The sequence below is a fragment of the Acinetobacter sp. YH01007 genome, assembly GCF_013420425.1.
In the GTDB taxonomy this organism is placed as follows: domain Bacteria; phylum Pseudomonadota; class Gammaproteobacteria; order Pseudomonadales; family Moraxellaceae; genus Acinetobacter; species Acinetobacter towneri.
On sequence record NZ_VOYC01000003.1, the window covers coordinates 107,004 to 132,578 of the forward strand.

Genomic DNA, 25,575 nt, shown 5'->3' on the forward strand with positions numbered 1-25,575 from the left:
TGCCATTACAAGTCGGTCACCGTCTACTTGTAATGCCTTTCCCCAATCATAAAAAAATTATCTTAAAGTCAGTCCACAGTACTCACATTTGCGATACTCCAAGAAATATTGCCTGGAATAAGATGCTGCAACACGGGCTTTAATTGTTCTGCATTGTTCCCGCTGACATAACACGCAATTTGTAAAGTATCTGCCAAACTTTGTTCAAATAATAACTCATTTTTAATTAAAATGCGGGAAGTTTGACGCGCAACGGCAATTCCTGAGTCAATTAATGTCAGTTTCTGACCAAAAATGGACTCAATCGCAGGTTTTAGGAAAGGATAATGGGTACAACCGAGCACCAAATAGTCCGCGCCCTGATCGACCACAGGTTGCAAACTCTGCTGTAAGGAACTTAAACATGCCTCACTCATTTGCGCCCCTTGCTCAACAAAAGGCACTAAATCTAGATTGGTGACATTCAAGACTTGCACTTGAGCAGGAATCGCAAAACGCTGCATCACATCTTTAATAAGTTGTCCGCGAAAAGTCGCAGGCGTCGCAAGTACAGCCACAGTTTTGCTTTGGCTATTTAATACGGCAGGCTTTAAAGCAGGCACTAAACCAATAATGGGAAAATCTTCGCCGTAATGATCGCGCAGATAATCTAGACTAAAAGCAGAAGCAGTATTACACGCCACGACCGCAACTTTACAACCTTGTCGATATAACCATTCGATTGCAGCTGCAGTGAGTTCTCGAATATTTTGATCATCACGTGGGCCATACGGCACATGTGCAGTATCGGCATAATAAAGGATGCGCTCATTGGGCAAATATTCTGCAATTTCAATGGCAACTGACAAGCCTCCTATGCCCGAATCAAAAATACCAATTGGCGCACTGGCTTGTGCTTTTGGCATGGCTTGATTTAAGGGAGAAACAGGATGAATGGCTGTCATAGCAAGAGATTCAGCAATACAAAATGGGATGAATAAAGCTTAAACCTCAGCTGCTTAAATGCAAGTGCAAATCACCACTTTTCAACGATAAAATCGTTTCGCCCTGCGCATTTTCACTCAGCTCGCCCAATTCCACCAAATGTAAAAAAGCCGCACGCTGAATCAGGGCATTAATACCAAAACGCACATGCACATAAGGACGCAGCTCACCTGCATATTCACGCATAAAAATAGGATGCTCGGCATCAACAATCACAATATCCTGATGTGTAGTGATAAGTTGAATATAATTTTGCTGTCCGATTTCGACCACATCAACCTGATTGATGAACAAAGGCTCATCTTCTACCTGGATTTCAATTTGTTCCACTGGGGTTTTTAAATAAAACTTGCCCTGCTCTTTCCATAACACACTAGAAAACAGATCAACCAATGCCTGACGTTTGATCAATTGACCTTCGTGCCACCATTCTCCATTGGCTTTGACCAGCAAATCCATTGCTCCACAATGCTTTGGATGCCATTGCTCCAAAGGAGGGATTGATCTTTTGTGACCTGACTGTCCAGTTTTTATATATTGTGCAATGTGCATTAAATTTTTATTATCAGCCGTAGCTACATTTTCTGTCGGTTTGATTGAATTATCGTCATGCTTCATGCTGCAGTACCTTACTGACGGAAAAATAATACGATTCAGCCAATTGGCTAAGACTCGGTTTAAAACTATACTAGCTCACAATACTTACCCATACTGTAAAAGACACGATTAAATTTGTGTCTGGCAACTAAAAATACTCATGGCAGCACCGTTGCTTGATGCGGTTGCCACCTTCAATTATATGAGGAGTCCTACATGGAACACATCGAACGTGAATCGATGGAGTTTGACGTAGTCATCGTAGGCGCAGGCCCTGCGGGTCTTTCTGCTGCGATCAAAATTCGTCAACTTGCAATTGAAAACAATTTAAATGATCTGTCCGTTTGTGTGGTCGAAAAAGGCTCTGAAGTTGGTGCGCATATCCTTTCGGGTGCAATTCTTGAGCCTCGCGCCATCAACGAGTTATTTCCTAACTGGAAAGAAGAAGGTGCGCCTTTAAATGTGCCTGTGACTGAAGATAAAACTTTCTTCTTGATGTCACCTGAAAAAGCTCAGCAAGCACCGCATTGGATGGTGCCTAAAACCATGCATAACGATGGTAACTACGTGATCTCGTTAGGCAACGTGGTGCGTTGGTTAGGTCAAAAAGCCGAAGAATTAGAAGTTTCTATTTTCCCTGGCTTTGCGGCATCTGAAATTCTTTACCATGCCGATGGTACGGTTAAAGGCATCCAAACTGGTGACATGGGCATTGGTAAAGATGGCGAGCCAACGCATAACTTCACACCGGGTTATGAACTACATGCCAAATACACCATTTTCGCAGAAGGCTGTCGTGGTCATTTAGGTAAGCGTTTAATCCAGCAATTCAATTTGGATAAAGATGCCGATCCGCAACACTACGGGATTGGTATTAAAGAACTTTGGGAAATTGACCCTGCAAAACACAAACCAGGTTTAGTCATGCACGGTGCAGGCTGGCCATTAAGTGAAACAGGTTCTTCAGGCGGTTGGTGGTTATACCACGCAGAAAACAACCAAGTGACTTTGGGTATGATTGTGGACTTGTCGTATACCAACCCACACATGTATCCATTTATGGAAATGCAGCGCTGGAAAACTCACCCTCTAATTAAACAGTATCTAGAAGGCGGCAAGCGTATTTCTTATGGTGCACGTGCTGTGACCAAAGGTGGCTTTAACTCATTGCCAAAATTCACCTTCCCAGGTGGTTCTTTAATTGGTGATGATGCAGGCTTCTTAAACTTTGCCAAAATCAAAGGCTCTCATACCGCCATGAAGTCTGGCATGCTTTGCGGTGAAGCAGTATTTGAAGCGATTGCTGCAGGTGTCGCAAAAGGCGGTGACTTGGCGATTGCTCGCGTAACTGAAGGCGAAGATTTCTTTGTGAAAGAGCTAACGGCTTACACTGAAAAATTCAACAACAGCTGGCTGAAAGAAGAACTTTATAGCGCACGTAACTTTGGCCCTGCAATGCATAAGTTTGGTCAATGGATGGGTGGTGCGTTTAACTTTATCGACCAGAACGTGTTTAAAGTACCATTTACTTTGCATGATTTAGTGCCTGATTTCAGCGCACTCAAAACTGTAGATGCAACCAGCTTTAAACCGAACTATCCAAAACCAGATGGCAAGCTGACTTTTGACCGTTTATCTTCAGTGTTTGTATCGAATACCGTACATGAAGAAAATCAGCCAGCACACTTAAAGTTGACAGATACCTCTATTCCAGTGAACGTAAACTTACCTAAATGGGATGAGCCTGCACAGCGCTACTGCCCTGCGGGTGTTTATGAAATCATGGAAAATGATGATGGTTCAAAACGCTTCCAGATTAACGCAGCCAACTGTGTTCACTGTAAGACTTGTGACATTAAAGACCCATCACAGAACATCACTTGGGTAACACCTGAAGGTGGCGGTGGTCCGAATTACCCGAATATGTAATTGCGAATCGCAATTGAGAAACCCAAAAGCAGTGCCTCGGCACTGCTTTTTTATACACAGTTTACAAAATTACCAAGGTCTCATAATCCCTTACATTTTTCAGGTATTTCTCTATTCAAAAGCAGGCGATTGAATAACTTTCCTTGTTATGCTGTTTTTGCTTATTTTTTATCTTTTCTATTTTTAGTTTTTTATTTCGTTTTTTTCAGACTTGAACAACCGAAAATGTTGTTTTGTCAGCTTTTATACAATGCTATTCGGCATTTTATGCAGCACTTAGCACGGTAGCAAAATGTTGTAGATGCTGACTAAAACTGACTTGAGTGGAGTATAAAGCAGTACTTTGAGTTTTATCTTGCTCAAGCATTTGGTTGTTCTTCTTATTTTCATTAGAAGAGGAATTCCAACATGCTTAATTTAACAGACACCCTCAACCAACTTAAAAATGTGCAGGCACAACCTGCAGTCAGCTTATTTCTACCCACACATCGTACCTTTCCAGACAATCAGCAAGATGTGATTGCTCTTAAAAACCAACTTAAACAACTCGAAGAACGCCTGTTGGCAGACTATGACAAACGTCTGGTGGCACAAATTTTAGAACAGATTCATCATCAAACCAAAGATTTGAATCCCAACTACCATTTAGACAGTCTGGCTATTTTTGCCACAGCCGACAGTGCACAAGTACTGCGTCTGCCATTCCCTACCCAAGAACGTATTGTGATTGATCAACAATTTTCAGTGCGTGATTTTATTCGTGAGCTATCTTATGCAGTGCAATACTATGTGGTAGTGATCAGTCGTGAAGTTGGACGTCTGATTAAGGCCTCCAATGATCGTGTAATCCATGAGTTTTCTGTAGATGACAGCGACTTGAATGAACGACTGCCACATGGTGCATTTCCTGTTCAAAATGATAACTTATATAGCACCAGCGGTGCAGAACGTGCCACAGCCGCCAATGAAGACCGTTTACTCAAAGAGTTTTTAAACCGTGTCGATAAAAATGTGCAAACTGTACGTGCCAGTGAGCCATTGGGCTTGGTCATTGTGGGTGATCGACGCAATATCAGTTTTTATGAATCTATTTGCGACCAACCCAATGCCATTATTTTCAGTGTAGATAACGTCACTCAGCTAGAACAAGGCAGCGCACAACACATTATTGACAGTATTCAGACCGAGCTAAAAAGCCATCAACAACAATTGCATCAGCAACATGCGCAGCAACTGGATGAACTCTATGCCAGTGACCGTGTTGTGACCGATCTGCAGCAAATTTATCAGGCAGTGTTGCAAAATAATGTCGATACTTTATATGTTCAACAAGGCTACATGCAGGCGGGTTGGGTCGATACCGACCAGCAACGAATTTATCTAGATCAAGCGCACGCACCTGACAGCGCACAAGCCACAGACGATGTGATCAACCATATTATTGATGCAGCACAGCAACACGCTGCCAATATCGTATTTATTCCTGCCGATTATTTACAGTCCAAAGCACCACTGACTTTAATGAGTCGCTATGCGGTCTAAAACTCAGTCCATTTGACTGTGATCTAAAAAACAGCCATGCAGATTTATCTACATGGCTGTTTCAATCAAGATTCAAACTTCTCATTCATACGCAAATCTACGCTTTTTCATGACTTTCTCATGAATAAAACGATCAATTAGAATCGAGTCGTTACCGCCAACTGTACCCGATGACTGTCGCTATGTGATCGCCCGCTATATTCATAATTCAAATTGAGAAAACTATGTTGTCCAAAGTGAAGTTGTGAACCTAAGGCAGCATGATATTGACCTTGATCGGCATGCCATGCATCAAACTTCAGTTTCTCCGCTGTGCCTACATAATGGGTATCTAAATATGCTTTTTCCTGAATCGGTTGGCTGTAATACAAGCTGCCTTGCAATTGCCATGCTGGATTCAACTGGTAATTGGCTTGCAAACCTGCACCAAAATTCCAGCGCTGCATCACCAAATCATCTAAGCTGTTGACACCATCCTGCTGAGTTTGTTCGGCATGAACATAATGTTGGAACGAAGCGTCTAAATACGGTTGAATCTGCATTTTTTGACTGAGTGGATAGCTATAATCTAGACGCAAACCTGCGGCATACATTTGTCCATCAAACTGTATTTTTTGTGCTTGAGCATGACCACGCTGCGCGTCAACATCCACCTGCATGCCTTTTAACCATGCCGCGACACTTAAATCACGATTAAGCTGCTGTGCTGTCCCCATAGTTAGTGCATAGGCTTTGCTCTGACTGCTATTTTTTGAGCCTGTTTGTACGGCATCATCTAAGTTCAGTTGACTGAAATCGGCCTGCGCTGCCAAGGTCATCCCTGCCAGTTTTGTTGCCACACCAACACCTTGATGATGACTACGGCGCTCACTATTTAAGCCGACATAATCCATATCATAACTTTGGTAATCACCCGAAAACCAAAGCTGTTTGGGTTGTGCGGTTGCCAAACGCTGTGCAAACTGACGTTCTTGCTTGCTGCTTTCTTCTGCGACATTTAAAACGGTATTGGCATAAAAACTTGGATCAAGTTGATGAAACAGTTGATTCAATGCCTGCGTAGAAACTGTACTTTCAGCAGCATTGCTATAACGTATAGTTTGAGCAAAATTGTTAAATAAGCGATTGGCAAAAACTTTTTCAGCATCTTCCAGCGTTTCTAACTGTTGTTTCTGATCAAGACTTGCTAAAACTACATCTAAATTACGGGCAACCTGAGTACGTCCTTCAAGTTCAGCAGCAAGAGCCGCCACCGTTTCAGTCGATTTACGCTTTGCCGTAATCACCACATCGGTATTGATTGTATCTGCCGCACGTACAGGCTCGCCCGTTGCATTCAGTTCAGGACGATAACTAACTTGTGTCAACTCAAATAATGGATTGCTTGAGCGATAAGCATCGAACTCACGCTGTACGCCTTGTTGCGCACGTAATACGGTAGTTTGTGAACCTTGTGCAGTAATAAGTGGCTGATCAAGTGGCACTTCATCAAACAGGTTCAAAGTCCCTGCCAAATTGGCGGTTCCCGTTACCGTCAGCAAATTGCCAAAACGTGCTTTAAAACCCGCATGTTGCTGCTGATCTGCAGCAATCTGCATCGAATAGTTGCCTGTGATGGTTAAATTGCCTTCCTTTCAAGAAATGCACTGCCTGTTTCGACTTCTAAAGTGTTTTGTGAGGGTTCAAGTTCTTGAATCGTACTACCCATCTCAACTTCAGATGTATCTTGTGGTACTTCAATATCTTGAATTGCACTATCGACCAAAACGGTGTCGGTTAAAGCAGGCTCTACTGCAGGTGGAGCTACCACATCGACAGGTTGCTCTGCTTCTGACGGAGGTGATTCAAGTGTAGGTATCGTATCAGGCTGATTGACATCATTATTTTCTAAAACGGTAGCATCATCGCTAGGTACAGCATCATTGCTGTCTAAAAGTGAATCTTCAGTTGGTGATGTATTGCCATGATCTGTACTGCCACCACTCAAACCACCACCATTGGATGATACATCGCCATGATCTAGCTCTAAATTCACAGGAGGTTGATCGGTAATGGGTGCAGATGGTGCGACAGGTTGCTCTACTCCGCTGCCAATGCCTTCATTTGTAGTCGGTTGATCTTCTTGGCTGACATTTTCTGCCCCCAACACATCAGTGACTTGAACCGTGCTTGACTGAGAGCCTGAACCCGATGAACAGCCTGAGATACTCATGGTCAATAAACACGCCACACTCAGTGGCTTTAAAGAAAAGTTTTGCTTTTTATCTAAAATCATACCGTACTCAATCAAAATGATGATAACGCAAGATTTATTGATGATTGATCACGTAAAAAATTAAGCAGATTTTGCTCAGTCTAAATGGCATATTTTTTTAAGATAAAGACAATCAGTTAAGCCCCCCAAAATTATTTTTCTTAACTTGACTACTTTAATGCGACAGCTTAATCAGCTTTTTCAGCCTTATAAAACATAAACACTGCCATATAACATTCAAACCAAGCAAAACCCCAAATCTGCTTAATTTCACCCCCAAATGTTCTGCAATCGAACTCAATAAACTGATCGCATTATAGGCTAATTTTTCCATATATTAAAAAATATTTAAAATAATTTTGTTAAAAATCAATAACTAAACAATAGACTAAACTCACACTCTAAAAATTATTTCTTATACAACACACAGAGCTTTGTTAGATTTTGCACAAGCACACAACTTGCCCTATAAATGCAGAAAAGTTGAAAAGTCCCTTAAAAAATGTGTAGCAGATAACGCAACTCGTGGATCGTTTCGCCATTTTTTAACTCAAACTGTGAAGCAGGTTGGATTGATGCAAAATTGATGAAAAATTAAAAATAAAGTTGAACGTCATGGCTAAAAACACAAAAGGCATATTTCAACTTGCATGAATTGCAAATGAAATATGCCTATATGGATCACATGACTATTTTATCGTGTTTAAATTATAGTGTTCTAAAAGTGCTGAGGCTAATTTTTGCCTATTAGCCTTTTTTCACCAAATAATGAAATTCTTTATTGCCTTGCTCATCTAAGCGTTCTTCTTGCAATAACAACTCATGCCCCAAATGCATGCAAAATTTTGGAATATCCCAAGACGTCGAATTGTCAGTTGCAAACACTTCAACCACATCGCCAGACTTAGATTTGCGAATGGCTTGATGCAGCATCATCACAGGTTCAGGGCAACGCAAACCGCGGGTATTCAGTTGAATACTAGGTGTGACAGGAAGTTCAGACATGCACAGACTCGATATTAAAACATCGGGCTAGTTTAGCATAAAGCGCAGCCTTGTTTTATGTGTTCCCGCTACGCACAGCAACACATCTCGTGACGTAATTGCCGTCATTTTCTCCCAAGATTAGCAATAGACAACTGTATTTTCTAAGGTATGATTAAGCTAAGTTTTTTAGATATAAAGAGTCTTTAGGAAAGATCATGCACGAGGAATCAGGCCCATCGTGGGGTATGCGTGGCCTAAGAAAATGGTTAGGCACTGCACCAGAAACCCGCGATGAATTGCTAAAATTAGTACAAGATTCACGTCGTTTTTTAGAACCCGATACGGTGGCAATGCTCGAAGGTGTTCTGGATTTACCTGCCACCAAAATCCGTGAAGTCATGACCCCACGTACCGCCATGATTAGCTTACAAGAAGATGATGAGCTACTCGACATTTTGCATGTACTGGTCGAATCGGCACATTCACGTTTTCCTGTGTTCTCATCTGACCAACCCGACAACGTGGTGGGGATTTTATTGGCAAAAGATTTATTGCCTTTACTGACCGAACAAAGAACCAAAGTCGATATTCGCGCCTTAATGCGTCAGCCGTTATTTGTGCCTGAAAGTGCTCGTTCAGACCAAGTATTGCGTATGCTCAAAAACACCCAAACCCATATTGCAGTGGTGATTGATGAGTATGGCACCACTTCGGGCTTGGTTACTTTAGAAGATATTTTAGAAGAAATTGTCGGTGAAATTGAAGATGAACACGACAATATTGACGAAGAAGCAGAATACATCATCCCCGATCACGACCCAAAAACGGCAAATACTTGGTTAGTACAAGCACTTACACCAATCGAACATTTTAATAATGTTTTAGATGCAGATTTTTCTGACGATGAAGTAGAAACTGTGGGCGGTTTATTGCTTCAGGAAATTGGTTTGGTGAGTGATTTGCAAGGACAAGTGATTGTGATTGGCAACTGGGAGTTTACCATTCTTGAAGCAGATGCCCGCACTATTCATCTGATTCGAGCCGTACGTCAATGAGGACTTTTTTTTCCAAGCTGTCTAATCCTGCAGAACATCAACAACTGCCCTTAATTTATCCATTAATCATTGCCCTATTGGCAGGTGCAGTGTTTAGTTTGGCACTTGCTCCCTATCATTACTGGTGGATTGCCTTACTTTCACCTGCTTTGCTGTATGCGACTTTAAGCAAACGCACCCCGAAACAGGCCTTTTTGATTGGTTGGTCTTACGGGATTGGGTTGTGGTTTGTCGGAGCATTTTGGCTCTATACATCCATTCACGTCTATGGCGACACCAATGCCTTTTTAAGCGTGCTGATGATTGTCATTATGGCGCTGTTGATGGGTTTGTTTACTGCCGTACAAACGTGGTTATATCGTCGGTTTTTCCCTGAAACACCACTGACTTTTGCACCGCTATGGGTATTTTTTGAATGGGCGAAAACTTGGGTCTTTACAGGTTTTCCATGGCTGTTTGCAGGTTATGCCTTCACCGAACGCTTTTTGGATAGCTATGCACCGTTGTTTGGTATTTTCGGGGTGTCTTTTGTGGTCATCTTGCTGGCCTGTGCGTTGGTTGAAGTCCTTAAAAAGCGTATCTTCTGGCTGATTCCATCGGCAATTTTACTTTTGGGTGCATGGGGTGCAGCACAACTCAGTTTTGTAACTGCAAAATCTGAAAAGCCACTCTCGGTTTCTCTGATTCAAGGCAACATTCCTCAAGACTTAAAGTGGCTAACCGAATACCAAATTAAGACCTTGGAAATTTATACCCGCTTGACCCGAACTGAATGGGGACGCGACATTATTGTTTGGCCTGAATCATCCATTCCAATGTTCCAGACCGATATTGAACCGTTTTTGGATGCCATGAAAACACAGGCTGAAAAAACGGGCAGTTCGTGGGTGACAGGTATTCCGTATTGGGACTTGCCTGAATCACAAGTGCAGCAACATCCAATGTATTACAACAGCATTATGGCAACGGGAGATGCGGCTGAAGGCTTGTATAAAAAGCAGCGTCTGGTGCCTTTTGGTGAATATATTCCGCTTTCAGGCTTACTGAGTTGGGTACTACCTGCGATGCAAAATGACCCATCCATGAGTGGTTTTTCACGTGGAGCGTCTGAGCAAAAACCGCTTGCAATTAAACAGCATCATTTGGGGGCAGCCATTTGTTATGAGGTGGCTTATCCGAACCTGACCCGCCGCAATGCTAGCCAAAGTGACTTTTTGGTAACAGTATCCAATGATGCTTGGTTTACGGGTACTGCAGGGCCATTGCAACATTTACAAATGGTACAAATGCGCGCCAAAGAAAATGGACGCTGGTTTGTTCGTGCCACCAATACAGGTGTGACCGCATTTATTGACCATCATGGGCATATTGTCAAACAAGCGCCAATGGATCAGGAATTTGTGCTGCGTGGTGATCTGCCTGCCATGCAAGGTCAAACACTGTATACCCAACTCAGCGATTGGCCTGTGCTGATTTTCTCATTGCTGTTGTTAATTATGGGGTGGATTTATCGACCACGTCAGGTGGATGTGTCGTTTAAATCACGTCGTTAATAGTACTGTTCAATAGCGGCTAGAAATAACCATTCATAAAAAAACCGAGCATTAAGCGCTCGGTTTTTTTTGGAGTTCACTGAATCAATATATAGACTCAACTCATCTTCTATTAAGGCTGATAATAAATGTCGGCATCGGTACCTTCACCACCCTGCTGACCATCTGCACCAAAAGAATACAAGTCAAACGGACGACCTTCTGAACCCGGAATCACATATTGAATGTCATTATCCCAACTGTCTTTCGGATAGCCTCCTTTCACATAACCGCCTGGTAACCAGTTTTTAGCCGAAGCAGGCTGATTCACCAAGGCATCTAAACCACCATCTTGCATAGAGGGATATTTTTGATTATCAAGTTTGTATTGATCGAGTGCACCTGCCACACCTTTTAAGGTAATTACCGTGGTATCGACTTTGGCTTTTTCACCACGTCCCATTACATTCGGTACGATTAAAGCCGCCAACACACCTAAAATTACAATCACCACCATGACTTCAATCAGGGTAAAACCTGACTGTTTGCTCGATTGCTTCTGTTTCATTCAATCTCTCTCATTTATTGATATCAATTCGACATTTATTTTCGGTTCAGTCTGAAGAACCATGCTTTAAATTGATTTAAATCATATTGTTCATATTCACAATTGGCAGCATGACCGCAATCACAATCACCAATACAATACTCGCCATCAGTACCAACATCAACGGTTCTAATAGTGCCAAAAGAGTGGAAATAAGCGTAGTCACTTCACGGTCTTGCATGTCTGAAGCACGTGACAGCATACGGTCTAACTCGCCCGAAGCTTCACCACTTTTGATCATTTGTACCATCATCGGTGGGAAATAACCACTACGCTCCAATTGCGTCGCCAAGTTGCCACCTTCGGTGACTTTTTCTGCCGCCAAATTGACCGCATCTCGAATGACCCAGTTGTTACTGACCGCAGCACCAATTTTTAGCGCATCTACCAAAGGCACACCCGACTGAGTCAAAATAGACAAGGTACTGGCAAAACGCGCAGCATTAATCCCACGTGATAATTTTGCAAATAACGGCAACTTTAAGGTTAAACGGTCAAAGGCATAATGCCCTGCGGTGGTGCGTAAAAAACGCGCCAACAACAATACTCCGACCACAGAAACCACCAGTAAAAACGGCCATGCAACACGAATAAAGTCACTGGCTTTCATTAATGCCACGGTGATCCACGGCAAGGCATCTTTGCTCTGATCAAAGGTTTTAACAATATCGGGTACGACATAAGTCATTAAACCCATCACAATCGCAAAAGACATCAGCATTAAAATGATGGGATAAATCATCGCCCCTTGAATTTTTTTCTGCATGGCAAAGCGGTTTTCGGTGTAATCTGCCAATTGTTCCAGAATTAAATCCAAATGCCCCGAACGCTCGCCTGCGGCAATGGTGGCAATATATAAGTCTGGAAAACGCCCCGATTGTTGTAAAGCATTGGCCAGTGAATAACCTTCCAAAACTTTGGAACGCACCGACATCAGCAAATTTTGCACATGGGCTTTTTCACTTTGTTTACCCACAGCGCGAACGGCTTCTTCCAAAGGAATCGCAGCAGCCACCAAAACCGATAACTGACGGGTCAGCAAAGCCAAATCATAGGCGGTGATTTTTTTCTGAAACCATTGTTTGCCACTGTGTTTATCTTTTTGTTCAACGGTATCGACACTGACAGGAATCCATTCTTTGTCACGTAATTGCTGACGGATTTGTCGTGCAGAATCACCCTCTAAAACACCTTTTTGCTGCTTCCCTGAAGCGTCAATGGCAGTAAATTGATATGCTGGCATTGTAATGCTCTAATTTTCCAAAATTTCTTGCAACGCAGTTGCGTCTGACCACTAAAATCATTCATATTCTTAGATATAAATTCTGTGCTCACTCTAACACATGCCAAAGTCGAGCACGAAGCCATTTTTCACAGGACGATACGACTTTTTCTATGCCAGATTCCACTTTAGACCCACAGCCTGTTTATCGTATTCGAGTGGCTGTACCCGTATATCTTTACGACTGCTTCGATTATATGCTCAGTGCAGCACAATATCAGCAAGCAGAAGTGGGCGCGCGGGTCTTGGTTTCTTTTGGTCGGCAAAACTTGGTCGGAATTATTGTCGAAAAACTGGCACTCGACACCCCAATTGATCCACGTTTTAAACTCAAAGCCATTAGCAAACTGTTAGATGAGCAAGCGATTTTAGACCCTAAAGTTTTAACTTTGTTGACATGGTCGGCACAATATTATCAATTCCCGATTGGTGAAGTGATGCAAAGTGCCTTACCTAGCTTATTGCGCCAAGCCAAACCCTATAATTTATTGGCACGTACTTGGAAATTGTTGGATGCACATGCCGAAGCTAAAATTACACGCTCAGAAAAACAACAAGAAGCCTATAAAATTTTAAAGCTGCATCCTTCGGGAACTTCTGAAAATATTTTAAATTTGGCAGGCATTGAAACAGCAACCCTAAAAGCCTTGGCGAATAAAGAAATTTGCGCATGTGTTTTGGAAGCCCAAGATTTTAGCCCAATGCCAGTGACTTTGGCGCAAATGCCTTTAACCCCTAATCCAGATCAGAAAAAAGCCATCGACAGCGTACTTAAAGTACGGCAGCAATATAAGGCATTTTTACTGGATGGTTTAACGGGTAGCGGTAAAACTGAAGTGTACTTACACATCATGCATGAGGTACTAAAACAGGGCAAACAAGTGTTGGTGTTAGTACCTGAAATTGGTCTAACGCCACAAACCATTAGCCGTTTCCAATCGCGTTTTCACTGCCACATCGCCCTCTTACATTCAGGTTTAAATGATTCCAAGCGTTTGCAGGCGTGGCAAGCCGCACAAACGGGCAAAGCCTCGATTATTTTAGGTACACGTTCTGCGATTTATACCCCATTGCCAAATTTAGGCTTGATTATTTTAGATGAAGAACACGACCTGTCTTTTAAACAGCAGGAAGGTTTTCGCTACCATGCCCGTGATGTTGCGCTCTATCGTGCCCATCTGGAAAATTGCCCTGTTATTTTAGGTTCGGCAACTCCAAGCATTGACAGCTATGCACTAGTCGATCAAGGCAAAATGCAATGTCTGGAATTAAATCAACGCGCGGGCACGGCACTCATGCCTAAAATCCACCTGATTGATTTAAAAATTGCCAAAAAACAGCACGGTATTAGCCAACAATTGATTGATGAAATCAAAAAACGCTTGGCTAAAAAAGAACAAGTTTTGGTGTTTTTAAACCGACGCGGCTATGCACCCGTATTGATTTGTGAGAGCTGTGCATGGCAAGCCAAATGCCCGAATTGTGATGCCAACTTTACCTTGCATCATCAACCTTATACACATTTGCATTGCCACCACTGCGGTACGATTCATCGTAAACCTGAGCAATGCCCTGCCTGCAACCATGCAGAACTCAAACCAATTGGCATGGGCACTGCCAAAGTCGAAGACAGTTTAAACGAGCTGTTTCCCAATGTAGATGTGATTCGGGTAGATCGTGACTCAACCAGTCGTGTTGGCAGTTGGCAAAAAATTTATGACCGTATTCAACGCAGCGAACCACTGATTTTATTGGGCACGCAAATGCTGGCCAAAGGGCATCATTTTCCGTATGTGACATTGGTGGCAATTTTAGATATTGATTCAGGCTTACTTAGTGTGGATATTCGCGCACCTGAACGCACGGCTCAACTGATTGTGCAAGTGGCGGGACGTGCAGGGCGTGGTGAGCATAAAGGTGATGTTTATTTGCAAAGTGTGCGTCCTGATCATCCACTTCTCACCACATTGGTCGAGGGAGATTACCGCAAGTTCGCCAAACAAAGTTTAAAAGAACGCAAAGCTGCACAATTACCGCCTTATCGTTACAGTGCTTTGATTCGCTGTGAATCTAAAAGTCAGGAATTAAACCAGCAATTTTTACAACAACATGCACAATGGCTTAGAGAACATTCAGAACAATTAATTGAAATTTGGGGGCCGATTCCTGCGCCAATGGAACGTAAAGCAGGACGTTTCCATGCACACATGGTGTTGTTGTCTAAAGATCGGGCACGCTTACATTTTTATATCAGGAACTGGTGGCAAAATATGTTGCATGAAAAGCCATCCAGCATGAAACTAAGTTTAGATATAGATCCGCAAGAATTTAGCTAATACTGTAAATTGAAACTTAGCTGTATCAGCACTTATTTCAATAATCCACCGCTTTAAACTTTGGATGACCACATGTCCTTATTGTTACAAATAACCATTTTTCTAGGCGCTTCATTGGTTTTGGTTCCCTTACTAAAACGCTTTGGTATTGCGACCGTATTGGGCTATTTGTTTACAGGCATTTTGCTAGGGCCTAGCGTATTCAATATTGCCAGCGACCCCGATGATATTCAGGAACTGGCAGAATATGGTGTGGTGTTCCTGATGTTTATTATTGGCTTAGAACTGCGTCCACAACGGCTGTGGGAAATGCGCAAGCCCATTTTTGTTTTGGGTAGTTTACAGGTCGGCATCACGGGTATTCTACTTGCAATCTTGGCTTTTTTTGCCTTACAGCAAGGCATTGCCTCAAGTGTGGTGATAGGTTTTGCACTGGCACTTTCCTCTACAGCCTTTGTGCTACAAATGTTGCAAGAAAAGCAGCAACTCAACAGCAGTTATGGACAACAATCCTTTTCCATTCTGCTGTTTCAAGATATTGCCGCCATTCCTTTAATTGCCATCATTCCCATGTTAGCAGGTGCAGAATCGACTCATCATGGCATTGCTTATTTTGCTGCAATCATGGCGACCTTTAGCGGTTTGTTCTTATTTAGCCGTTATCTCATGCGTCCATTTTTTCGTTTTGTGGCTAAAAGTGGCGCACATGAACTGATCACTGCTGTCGGTTTATTCATTGTACTTGGCGTGGTCAGCATTATGGATGTGCTGGGCATTAGCACCACCTTAGGTGCATTTTTAACAGGCGTATTGTTGGCAGATTCCGAATTTAGACATGAGTTAGAAGCCAGTATTGCCCCATTCAAAGGCTTATTGCTAGGCTTATTTTTTATGACCGTCGGGATGAGCACCGAACTGGCAATCTTAATGAATACCCCTTGGCTGATTGTAGGCGGTGCATTGCTGCTCCTGCTCATCAAACTGATTAGCCTCACGGCCATTGCCCGTTATTTCCAATATTCTTGGCGCAATAGTTTGTTGTTGGCGACTTGCTTGGCACAAGGCGGTGAGTTTGCCTTTGTGGTGCTCAGTGTCGCACAAAGTGAAAGTGTGCTCAGCCAGGCCATGCTGCAACCACTGACCTTAATTGTGACTTTGTCGATGGTGTTGACCCCAATTTTATATTGGTTGATGAGCAGTCAAATTATTCCTCGCTTAGAACGTGAAAAATCGCCTGAATATGACGAAATTCCCGATACACATCACCCCATGATTATTGCGGGTTTTGGTCGTTTTGGACAAATTATTGCCCGTGTGGCGTACTTGCAGCATCTGCACTTTACTGCCATCGACAGCAATATGGATAAAATTGATTTTGTGCGGAATTACGGCGGTAAAGTCTATTATGGCGATGCCACTCAACCTGAAATTTTACGTGCCGCAGGCATCGAGCATGCCAAAATCTTTATTCTAGCCATTGATGATATTGAAGACTCAATGAACGTGGCACGGCATATTCGCCTGAATTATCCAGCGCTAAAATTACTGGTACGCGCTCGTGATCGTCATCATGTGCACTTATTGCGCGATTTAGGCGTTACCTATATTTGGCGTGAAACGTATTTATCCTCTTTAGGCATGGCCTATCAGGCTTTGCGCGATTTGGGCATTAATGAAAAAGATGCCTATAAAAGCATTGAGTTGTTCCGTGATTATGATGAACAACTCTTGGCACAACAGCAGCACATTTATACCGATGAACAAAAAGTATATGAAACCCATCGTAACGCTTTGGCAGAACTGGAACACCTGTTTGAAAGTGATGCACAAAACCGTGAAATGCCCTTGGGTGTCGATTTAAAACGCGGCTTGCATAGCAGTCATATTGATGTAACACGTGATGCAGCAAACTGACTTGTGTTTTACAATATTGCCACCATTAAAACAGGGTTATGGAGAATTTTATGTCTGATTTACGCCAACGCTTTTTTATTGAAGATAGCCCTGTTCGTGGTGAAGTAGTTCATCTCGAAGAAGCTTTGCAAACCATTTTGAAACAACGTGATTATGTGCCTGCGGTACAAGTGTTGTTGGGAGAAATGCTTTGCGCCACTGCCCTACTGGCCAGTACCCTAAAAATTAAAGGGCGTATTAGCTTACAAATTCAGGCATCTGGCACATTTAAATGGGCCATGGCGGAATGTAACCACTTGGGTGAAGTGCGTGCGTTGGCAGACTACGAACAAGACCCGCGCTTTTTAAGCGCTGAAGACAGCAGTACCGTCCTGAAAAGTTTGGTCAGTCCTGTACTGTTTATTAATATCGAGCCTGAATTTGGTGAGCGTTATCAAGGTATTGTGCCTTTGGACAAAGCCAATTTAGCTGAATGTTTAATGCAGTATTACGACTTATCGGCACAAATTCCAACTCGTATTGTGTTGGCAAGCAATGCCGAACGTGCGGGCGGTTTGCTGATTCAATTGTTGCCGCGTAACAGTGAAGAAGAACAACAACGGGTCGATGAAGATTTATGGCCGCGTGTGACCATGCTGACTGAAACCTTAAAAGCGGAAGAATTGACTGATTTAGACGTCAATGAAATTTTGTACCGTTTATACAATGAAGAACAAGTGCGTTTGCCTGAAGTGGAAGCCTTACGTTTTGGTTGCACTTGCTCCAAAGAGCGCTGTGCCAATGCCTTAATGCAAATTGGTGTTGCTGCGGTACGTGAAACTTTGGAACATCAGAACCCTATTACTATGGATTGTCAATTCTGCAGCACACAATATAGCTTTAGTGCCGAAGAAGCCTTAGGTTTATTTGGAGAACATCTCAGTTAAATGGCATGGTGAATACCATGATTAATATGTGATGTAATGCTGAAAATTCATCAAAAATGAGCAGTACATTCTGCTCATTTTTTATTTACGTGATGACCATCGTCAAAACCTATTATTTTATTACTTTTCATGTGATTAATTTCACAAAACTTTCATGCAATTACTAGAAAATACCGCGTAAATTGGGTATAAATAATCCCATATTTTTTTTATGCCTTTATATATTTTAGACTGCTTCTTCTCTGGGATATTGATTTTATGAACACCCTGTTCTTTTCTCGTTTAGCATTCATCAGCGCGATTTGCTGTTCAAGTTTAGCTTATGCAGCCAATGCAGACCCACTTTTGGGCAAATGGAAAACATTAGACTACCGCACAGGTTTTTCATTGTCTGACGTAGTCATGAGTAAAGATAAACAAGGTGCGTATGCCGCTACGATTATAGAACTACGTGCGGTTCCTGGCGCACCGCGTTTGGAAAATTGCACACTCTGTACGGGTAAAAATAAAGATAAGCCACTGTTAGGTTTTGTGCCATTAAGTCACTTAAAAGCTACGCCAAGCAATCAAATTGAATTTTATGAAGGTGACTATTTAGACCCGCGCACAGGTAAACAATATAAAACTCGTGCACGTTTAAGCAGCAATGGCAAACATTTAACCCTTTATAATGTAGACCTTGCCACCAATGCCAGCCGCAAAATGACGTGGGTGAAATACTGATTTTATTCCTCACCAATGCGATAAAAGCTGTGTTCTGCACACTTTTATCGGAATGATTAGATTTAAATTACCAACTCCATAACACTTATATCTTTTCCTGCCTGACATCTCACACTGCTCAATTTGCTTGTTTATTACATTCTTGCTATAAAACCCGAAATAGAATTTTTACTCTATTTTTTAAAATAACAATTTTGGGGATGCTGTTCATGAAAATAAATTTCAGAGGGATTTTTGCGGGTTTCGTTTTAACAACCCTCTCAAGTGTTGGCTTTGCAGAAAGCGATCTACTGGTCGGTAAATGGAAAACCATTGATGACCGCACAGGTTATTCACGTGCCGATGTCGAAATTCGCAAAAAGCCAGATGGCACTTATGAAGGCATTATCGTGGAAACCCGTAATATTCCGGGTGCAGAAAAAATGGTGATTTGTAGCAATTGTCCAGGTAACTTAAAGAATAAACCTTTTATTGGCTTGCCATTTATTTGGGGCTTTAAACAAGATGCTAAAAACCCACGTGAATTTAACCAAGGTCATGTTTTAGACCCAATTGGCGGTAAAGTTTATAAAGGCAAAGCTCGTTTAAGCGCTAACGGTAAGCGCCTCACCTTACGTGGCTATGTAGGTGTTTCAGTGATTGGTCGCAGCGTGACTTGGGTAAAATACTAATTCCAAAAACTAAGATATTGATTTACAGGGTTCTTTTTAAAGAGCCCTTTTTATTACCAAATTTTGAAACAATCCTTTTAAACACCGTACGACCGTTCAATCCAAAATATTGAAATAAAGGATGGCATTGAATAAAAAATAGACTAATATCTATAAGACATCTATACGCACAAGCCAAATTGACACATCAATATAACAGGCGTGAGCACAGCAAAGGGTTGGCTGAATTTCACCAAAGGAATACAAATAAAAGATTCTATTACAGCGTACACAGGCTAAATTAAAGAGAATCACTTATTGGATATCCACCAATTATTGATGTAAAGCAATCCCTCATTTCAGGCGAGCCAACTCGTTTGAATTCGATCAGAAGGAGTATGCCATGACCACTATTTTATATCGTGAAATCACTTCAGACGGACAGCACACAGAAATTATTGAAGAATTTACCCAGTTAGATTTAAAAAAATTTGCCGAAGCGTGTGGGCAAAGCCCTGAATGGGTCTTACAACTTTTAGAATATGACATCCTGCCTTCCCGCCCTGCCGAACGTATCCACCAATTTTTTGGTGAAGATATCAACCGTGCACGCCAAGCCTATCGGCTGCAACGTGATTTTGATGCCAGTTTTTCAGCTGTCGCCATGATGCTTGACCTGATTGATGAAGTGCAAAAATTACGTAAAGAAGTTAAACATCTGAATTTTCAACATAGTTAATCCTCACGCTCTAGTTGTGTGATTCATCACCTTGCTAGAGCGTTTTTCTTTCTATGCCCGTAAATTTTTTTGATGAGAATGATCTACACAATGAAAACTAAAGACTGCAACAAGAAGATTAAAAATATGTTTCCTGAGTTTCGTGATTTAATTCAGGGATTACGCGACAGCAATCCACATTTTTCAAAAATTTTTGAAGATCACGAACAGCTAGACCGTGAAATTAGCCAGTTAGAGCTTGATCCTGTGCATCAGATTAATGATGACATTGAAGCGCTGAAACGCAAAAAATTAAGACTAAAAGATGAAATGTATCACTTGCTGCGTAATGCACAAAATGATCAATTGGCTTAAAAATACATACAAGTCTGAACTGCAAATCCTCATACGATCAAATGCAGGACACAGCAAGAAAAGACAAAAAGCAAAACAAGATGGCGTATTCAAGTCTGAAAACAGCATTCAAAAAACTGCCATCTTGAGCTAAGTGTCTGCCTATCTGGTTCAATCTGTGTATAAGCTTATCAGTCCTATGGATAACTTTTGAGGTCTGTGGACAACTTTTATCAACGAATTATCTTGTGACATATATTGGATGTGGAACTCAATTTATCACCACATCTGCAAGTCTATCTTCTGGATTATTTAATTTTAGTCAGTTTTTCGACTTCTTTAATGGTGCCTTTCACGGTTTGCTTAATGGGTTCATAGTCTAAAAACCAAAATAAATTCATGGGTTGGTCATTATGTTGCTGTGCCAACATATCAATCACACTTTTTTCACCCAGACCGACAAGGTGCCTACGATAAAAAATAATACAGCAACAACAAAGTAGTCATCACCATTACCCCAAGCATGATCCAAAAGGCCTGTGCGTGTTTCAGCCCCGGCATAAACTCAAAGTTCATACCATACACCCCTGTAAATAAAGTCAAAGGTGCAAAAACTGCGGTAATGATGGCTAAAATCCGCATGTTTTCATTGGTCTGGTTGGCAATAGCAGAAAAATGCAGATCAATTGCGGTTTGCACTGCAGAGCGTAAGCGAATGGTATGCTTTTGAATTCGTTCAATGTGACTGGTCAAATCATCCAAACGTACCAAAATAATATCCTGCCGTTCACTACGTTTTTTGCCACGTAAATGTGGGTAGTTATCGACAATTTCATCACGCAATTCCTGCAAGGCTTCTATTTGCTCTTCACATAAATTTTCAACTTGCTGAAACGCCATATTTTCTTGCAGCAATTGATGCCAACGGGTAAAACGACGATGTCCCTGCAACAACTCTTGTTGCCAATATTCCACACGGCGGGTTAGCGGCATGCGAATATCCAAGTAATCATCCGCTACCAAATTCAGTAAACGTAATGTTAAATCTAATGGTGTTGCTGCCAGTTTGCGTGCTTTATTCTGTTCTTCAATCGGGCGTTGTACCGCTGCTTCCACACGTGACAAATAGCTTTCCATGACTTTATTGCCCTGTTCCCGCACACTAATCAAAATCTGCGGTGTCATAATAAAGCTCATCGGCGTAGTGGCCAGTCCAAAAATCCGTTCATGTTTCTCCCCGACTTGTTGCCCTGTTGCAATACGGTCTTCGGGGGTGATCAGTTTACGGAAAATCAATAAGTCATAATCATCTAAAGTATCAAACGCACATGGATGCTCTATATTTAAAATATCGCGCACATGATATTCATTGAGCGATAATTGACTGTACTGAAAAATCTCTTGTTGCCACTGTTCTGCACGGTTAAGCACATCATCACGGGTGCAATCAATCCAGATAAATTCAGGCTCAAGCTCTTCAATTGGCTGTTTTTGCACATAAATATTGGTTTTATGATTGGTATGCAGATAAAAATAATAACTTTGCATAGAACGGGCACTCTATTTCAGTTTTCTTGTACGGTTTTTTGAGATTCTAAGATGTACTCAGTTTAAGCATGGATCAGGCTTCTTTTCAAATACATGCTGTAATTTATGCCGCTTTTCATACAACAAAGATGGTTTGTACGATGCAACAAAATTTTTAGCATAAAAAAACCCGCATTCAGATTGAATACGGGTTTTTTGACCATTTCAGATCATCAACACAGCATTACGCTTGTTCGATATCTTTCATAGTTAATTTGATACGACCACGGTTGTCTACATCAGCAACCTGTACTTTCACTTCCTGACCTTCTTTCAACACGTCTGCAACATTGGCAATACGCTCATTTGAAATTTGAGAAATGTGAAGTAAACCGTCAGTACCTGGCAGGATATTGACGAACGCACCGAATTCCACAATACGGATCACTTTACCTGTGTAAATTGTACCTGGCTCGATTTCAGCAGTTAAAGCCTGAATTTTTGCAACAGCAGCTTGTGCAGCAGCTTTGGTTTCACCAAATACACGCACTGTACCGTTGTCTTCAATATCAATTGCGGCTTTAGTTTCTTCAGTAATTTGACGGATGGTTGCACCACCTTTACCAATTACATCACGAATCTTGTCTGGGTTGATGTTGATGACTTGGAAGGTCGGCGCGTGCATAGAAATTTCTGGACGTGCACGTGAAATCACTTGGTTCATTGCATTCAAGATGTGCATACGACCTGCATAAGCTTGGTTCAATGCAACTTCCATGATTTCTTCAGTGATACCTTCAATTTTGATGTCCATTTGCAATGCAGTAATACCGTTGGCAGAACCCGCAACTTTAAAGTCCATGTCGCCAAGGTGGTCTTCATCACCCAAAATGTCAGAAAGTACAGCGAAACGCTCGCCTTCTTTCACTAAGCCCATTGCGATACCCGCAACTGGTGCTTTCAATGGAACACCTGCATCCATAAGTGATAACGATGCACCACAAACAGACGCCATAGAAGATGAACCGTTTGATTCAGTGATGTCCGATACGATACGAATCACATACGGGAAGCGATCTGCTGCAGGAAGAACTGCTTGCACACCACGACGTGCCAAACGACCATGACCAATTTCACGACGTTTAGGGCCAGATTCACGACCTGTTTCACCTACTGAATATGCAGGGAAGTTGTAGTGCAACATGAAGTTGTCAGTTTTAGTACCCGATAAGGTATCAACCATCAAGGCATCACGTGTATTACCTAAAGTGGTGGTAACCAAAGCCTGAGTTTCACCACGGGTAAACAATGCAGAACCGTGCGCACGGTCTAGAACGCCAACCTGTACGTCAAGCGCACGAACGGTTTTGGTGTCACGACCATCAATACGTGGTTTACCAGACAAGATGTTGTCACGTACGGTACGGTATTTAAGATCTTCAAAGAGTTCGTTCAAGTCATCTGCAATGCCAGTTTCGTCATTTTCAGGAACGAATTGCGCAACTGCTTCTGCTTGAAGTGCATCTAATGCAGCATAACGGTCTTGTTTGATCGCAATGGTGTACGCTTCAGAAATTTTTGCTTCAAACGCTTCTTTTAGTTTTGCACGAAGGTCTTCGTTTTTCTCTGGAGCAGTCCAAGTTGACTCAGTTGCACCTGCAGCCGCAGCAAATTCTTTGATCGCTTGAATCGCGATTTGCATTTCGTCATGACCGTAAAGCACTGCGCCTAACATTTGGTCTTCTGAAAGTTCTTTTGCTTCAGACTCAACCATCAATACAGCAGATTCTGTACCTGCAACCACAAGGTCAAGGTCAGATTGCGCCATTTGCTCAAAGTTCGGGTTAAGCACGTATTCGCCGTTGATTAAACCCACACGCGCCGCACCAATTGGGCCACGGAACGGTGTACCTGCAATTGCAAGTGCAGCAGACGTACCTAACATTGCAGCAATGTCAGCTTCCATGGTTTTGTCAGAAGATACAACAGTCGCAGTAACTTGAATTTCGTTGTAGTAACCTTCTGGGAACAACGGACGAATTGGACGGTCAATTAAACGTGAAATTAAAGTTTCTGCTTCAGAAGCACGGCCTTCACGCTTACCATAACCACCAGGGATACGACCTGCAGCATATTGTTTTTCTTGATAGTTAACAGTCAGTGGGAAGAAATCTTGACCCGCTTTTGCTGTTGGTTGAGCAACCACTGCAACCAATACAGTCACGCCACCCATAGTAATCATTACCGTGTTGGCTTGACGCGCTACACGACCAGTTTCAAGTACAACTTGGTGCTGACCAAATTGGAATTCTTTACGAATAATATTAAACATCGACATGTTTTATTTTTTCCTAGTTCTTGTGAACAATTATTCTCGTGGAGACCCCTAAGGTTTGGCATTCACAATACAATTGTTTAGGTAAATGACAAAGCTTAGAAGCCGACCTCACTCGAATGAAACACGATTTTTAAACACAAAGAAGGAGCGAATCATTCGCCCCTTCCACTGATCTAGCCAAGGCTAGATATACTTTAGTTTTCAGTAATACAGCATTCAACATGCAATAGTCCGAAAATAAAAGCTTAAATCGAATTAACGACGTAAACCTAAAGCAGCAATCAATGCGCTGTAACGAGTCACATCTTTGCCTTTAAGGTAGTCAAGTAACTTACGACGTTGGTTAACCATACGGATTAGACCGCGACGGCTATGGTGGTCGTGTTTGTGCTCTTTGAAGTGACCTTGTAAGTCATTGATTTGAGCAGTTAAAAGCGCTACTTGAACTTCTGGTGAACCAGTGTCGTTTTCAGCACGAGCAAATTTAGCGATGATCTCTGCGCGATCTGCGTTTGTTAAAGCCATTCGATTTCTCCGAGATGCTTAATAAAAAGATTTGATACCGATCAATTGATTGCTCAATTGACTGCCGTGCATCACTACAGCAAGGGCATTATTTTAAGGCAAAAACGTGCCGATTGCAAAACAGAACGACAAACAAGCACTTTTAATTTTGAGATGTACCAATAAAAGTATGATTTATGCTAAGGGTATACACATCATGTTAGGTATAAAGTGTCTAAGGAAAATAAATATACAATTGTATATGATTGATAATATGTAATATTTTGCCAACTGCTTTTCATCCACTGGAATATTTTGCCGTTAAAATAAAACAGCCCGAGCATAGCTCGGGCTGTTTTTTGCGCTGTAGTTTCTTGTCTTATTATTCTTATTGTCTTGTTTATTGTGGTTATTTGCGCGTTTTCGCGTCTTATTCTCTGAACATTCCTGTTCTTGCTTTCACGTCCTTGTGTGGTAGATTTTGCCACAATACTAAAGTGAAAGAAGTCGTATTTCTCGTATCTGTTTGTAAGCTTTTTCTTACAACAGGTAAGCATTGTCAGCATTTTGCAAATCACCCAAACTTACAGGCATAAAAAAGCCCTGTAGTCTCTCCCAAAACTACAAGGCTTAGCGGCTGTAAGTTTCCTCTTCTCACTCACGTCCTGTCAGTTCGCTGTCTTTCGACATTTATCGTTATTATTATGCGATTATGCTCAACTATCCCTATTGAGCTTTTTATGTGAAGTCATCTTCTCAAAAAGATCTTGAAATCTCTATGCGCAAATTTCTCGAATCAATGTAAGCCATTTCGTA

20 protein-coding genes and 1 pseudogene are annotated in these 25,575 nt (G+C 41.9%); 11 read left to right on the forward strand and 10 right to left on the reverse strand.

Annotation, left to right across the window (positions count from 1 at the left end; translation table 11 throughout):
- Window positions 1–68: 68 nt before the first annotated feature.
- Window positions 69–944 carry a glutamate racemase gene (gene murI / locus FTT74_RS01880; protein ID WP_004975969.1) on the reverse strand — a complete coding sequence of 292 codons (876 nt, stop codon included), beginning with the start codon at window positions 942–944 and terminating at the stop codon, window positions 69–71.
- Window positions 945–990: 46 nt separating this feature from the next.
- Window positions 991–1,602: a DUF1285 domain-containing protein gene (locus FTT74_RS01885; protein ID WP_004975967.1), complete on the reverse strand. Its 612-nt coding sequence runs from the start codon at window positions 1,600–1,602 to the stop codon at window positions 991–993.
- A 195-nt stretch (window positions 1,603–1,797) separates the two neighbouring features.
- On the opposite strand from FTT74_RS01885, the gene FTT74_RS01890 reads away from it, so the two are divergent.
- A complete protein-coding gene (locus FTT74_RS01890; protein WP_004975965.1) occupies window positions 1,798–3,510 on the forward strand; it encodes an electron transfer flavoprotein-ubiquinone oxidoreductase in 1,713 nt (570 codons plus the stop codon).
- A 408-nt stretch (window positions 3,511–3,918) separates the two neighbouring features.
- Window positions 3,919–5,052, forward strand: coding sequence for a hypothetical protein (locus tag FTT74_RS01895; protein WP_179988487.1), 1,134 nt, complete (start codon window positions 3,919–3,921; stop codon window positions 5,050–5,052).
- A 137-nt stretch (window positions 5,053–5,189) separates the two neighbouring features.
- On the opposite strand, the gene FTT74_RS01900 is transcribed toward FTT74_RS01895, so the two are convergent.
- From FTT74_RS01900 to tusA, 3 genes are all read right to left on the reverse strand, one after another.
- Window positions 5,190–6,650, reverse strand: a complete 1,461-nt coding sequence (locus FTT74_RS01900) for an autotransporter outer membrane beta-barrel domain-containing protein (protein ID WP_131261087.1) — start codon at window positions 6,648–6,650, stop codon at window positions 5,190–5,192.
- Between the two features lie 20 nt (window positions 6,651–6,670).
- Window positions 6,671–7,327 (reverse strand): hypothetical protein, encoded by a 657-nt coding sequence (locus tag FTT74_RS01905; RefSeq protein WP_131261088.1) that lies wholly within the window; start codon window positions 7,325–7,327, stop codon window positions 6,671–6,673.
- A gap of 726 nt (window positions 7,328–8,053) precedes the next feature.
- Window positions 8,054–8,311: a sulfurtransferase TusA gene (gene tusA / locus FTT74_RS01910; protein WP_004975955.1), complete on the reverse strand. Its 258-nt coding sequence runs from the start codon at window positions 8,309–8,311 to the stop codon at window positions 8,054–8,056.
- A gap of 197 nt (window positions 8,312–8,508) precedes the next feature.
- Here tusA and FTT74_RS01915 point away from each other — a divergent pair, with 197 nt between their 5' ends.
- Together FTT74_RS01915 and lnt are read left to right on the forward strand one after the other, a co-directional pair.
- On the forward strand, window positions 8,509–9,348 hold the full coding sequence (locus FTT74_RS01915) for a CBS domain-containing protein (protein ID WP_004975954.1): 840 nt from the start codon (window positions 8,509–8,511) through the stop codon (window positions 9,346–9,348).
- Window positions 9,345–10,901, forward strand: a complete 1,557-nt coding sequence (lnt, locus tag FTT74_RS01920) for an apolipoprotein N-acyltransferase (RefSeq protein ID WP_004975952.1) — start codon at window positions 9,345–9,347, stop codon at window positions 10,899–10,901. The genes FTT74_RS01915 and lnt overlap by 4 nt, the downstream gene beginning before the upstream one ends.
- Before the next feature lie 112 nt (window positions 10,902–11,013).
- Here the strand turns inward: lnt and gspG are convergent, their stop codons facing one another.
- Window positions 11,014–11,448, reverse strand: a complete 435-nt coding sequence (gene gspG / locus FTT74_RS01925; RefSeq protein WP_019836048.1) for a type II secretion system major pseudopilin GspG — start codon at window positions 11,446–11,448, stop codon at window positions 11,014–11,016.
- 76 nt (window positions 11,449–11,524) lie between these two features.
- Entirely contained in the window at window positions 11,525–12,730 is a 1,206-nt protein-coding gene (gene gspF / locus FTT74_RS01930) for a type II secretion system inner membrane protein GspF (protein WP_179988488.1), read from the reverse strand.
- 152 nt (window positions 12,731–12,882) lie between these two features.
- Here gspF and FTT74_RS01935 point away from each other — a divergent pair, with 152 nt between their 5' ends.
- From FTT74_RS01935 to FTT74_RS01965, 7 genes are all read left to right on the forward strand, one after another.
- Entirely contained in the window at window positions 12,883–15,105 is a 2,223-nt protein-coding gene (locus FTT74_RS01935; protein WP_179988489.1) for a primosomal protein N', read from the forward strand.
- Window positions 15,106–15,177: 72 nt separating this feature from the next.
- Entirely contained in the window at window positions 15,178–17,019 is a 1,842-nt protein-coding gene (locus tag FTT74_RS01940; RefSeq protein ID WP_154321101.1) for a monovalent cation:proton antiporter-2 (CPA2) family protein, read from the forward strand.
- Between the two features lie 50 nt (window positions 17,020–17,069).
- On the forward strand, window positions 17,070–17,945 hold the full coding sequence (gene hslO, locus FTT74_RS01945; RefSeq protein WP_004975941.1) for an Hsp33 family molecular chaperone HslO: 876 nt from the start codon (window positions 17,070–17,072) through the stop codon (window positions 17,943–17,945).
- A 258-nt stretch (window positions 17,946–18,203) separates the two neighbouring features.
- On the forward strand, window positions 18,204–18,668 hold the full coding sequence (locus tag FTT74_RS01950; protein WP_004975938.1) for a DUF2147 domain-containing protein: 465 nt from the start codon (window positions 18,204–18,206) through the stop codon (window positions 18,666–18,668).
- 209 nt (window positions 18,669–18,877) lie between these two features.
- Window positions 18,878–19,339: a DUF2147 domain-containing protein gene (locus FTT74_RS01955; protein ID WP_004975935.1), complete on the forward strand. Its 462-nt coding sequence runs from the start codon at window positions 18,878–18,880 to the stop codon at window positions 19,337–19,339.
- 382 nt (window positions 19,340–19,721) lie between these two features.
- On the forward strand, window positions 19,722–20,057 hold the full coding sequence (locus FTT74_RS01960; RefSeq protein ID WP_096901332.1) for a chaperone modulator CbpM: 336 nt from the start codon (window positions 19,722–19,724) through the stop codon (window positions 20,055–20,057).
- Between the two features lie 90 nt (window positions 20,058–20,147).
- Window positions 20,148–20,411, forward strand: coding sequence for a YdcH family protein (locus tag FTT74_RS01965; protein ID WP_026438326.1), 264 nt, complete (start codon window positions 20,148–20,150; stop codon window positions 20,409–20,411).
- Window positions 20,412–20,698: 287 nt separating this feature from the next.
- On the opposite strand, the pseudogene FTT74_RS01970 reads toward FTT74_RS01965, so the two are convergent.
- The 3 genes and pseudogenes from FTT74_RS01970 to rpsO all read right to left on the reverse strand — a co-directional run bounded on the left by FTT74_RS01970 (window position 20,699) and on the right by rpsO (window position 24,780).
- Window positions 20,699–21,938 (reverse strand): annotated as a pseudogene (locus FTT74_RS01970) (magnesium transporter CorA family protein).
- 223 nt (window positions 21,939–22,161) lie between these two features.
- Window positions 22,162–24,249: a polyribonucleotide nucleotidyltransferase gene (gene pnp / locus FTT74_RS01975; RefSeq protein WP_171257431.1), complete on the reverse strand. Its 2,088-nt coding sequence runs from the start codon at window positions 24,247–24,249 to the stop codon at window positions 22,162–22,164.
- A gap of 261 nt (window positions 24,250–24,510) precedes the next feature.
- Window positions 24,511–24,780 carry a 30S ribosomal protein S15 gene (rpsO, locus tag FTT74_RS01980; protein WP_004975922.1) on the reverse strand — a complete coding sequence of 90 codons (270 nt, stop codon included), beginning with the start codon at window positions 24,778–24,780 and terminating at the stop codon, window positions 24,511–24,513.
- Window positions 24,781–25,575 lie beyond the last annotated feature (795 nt).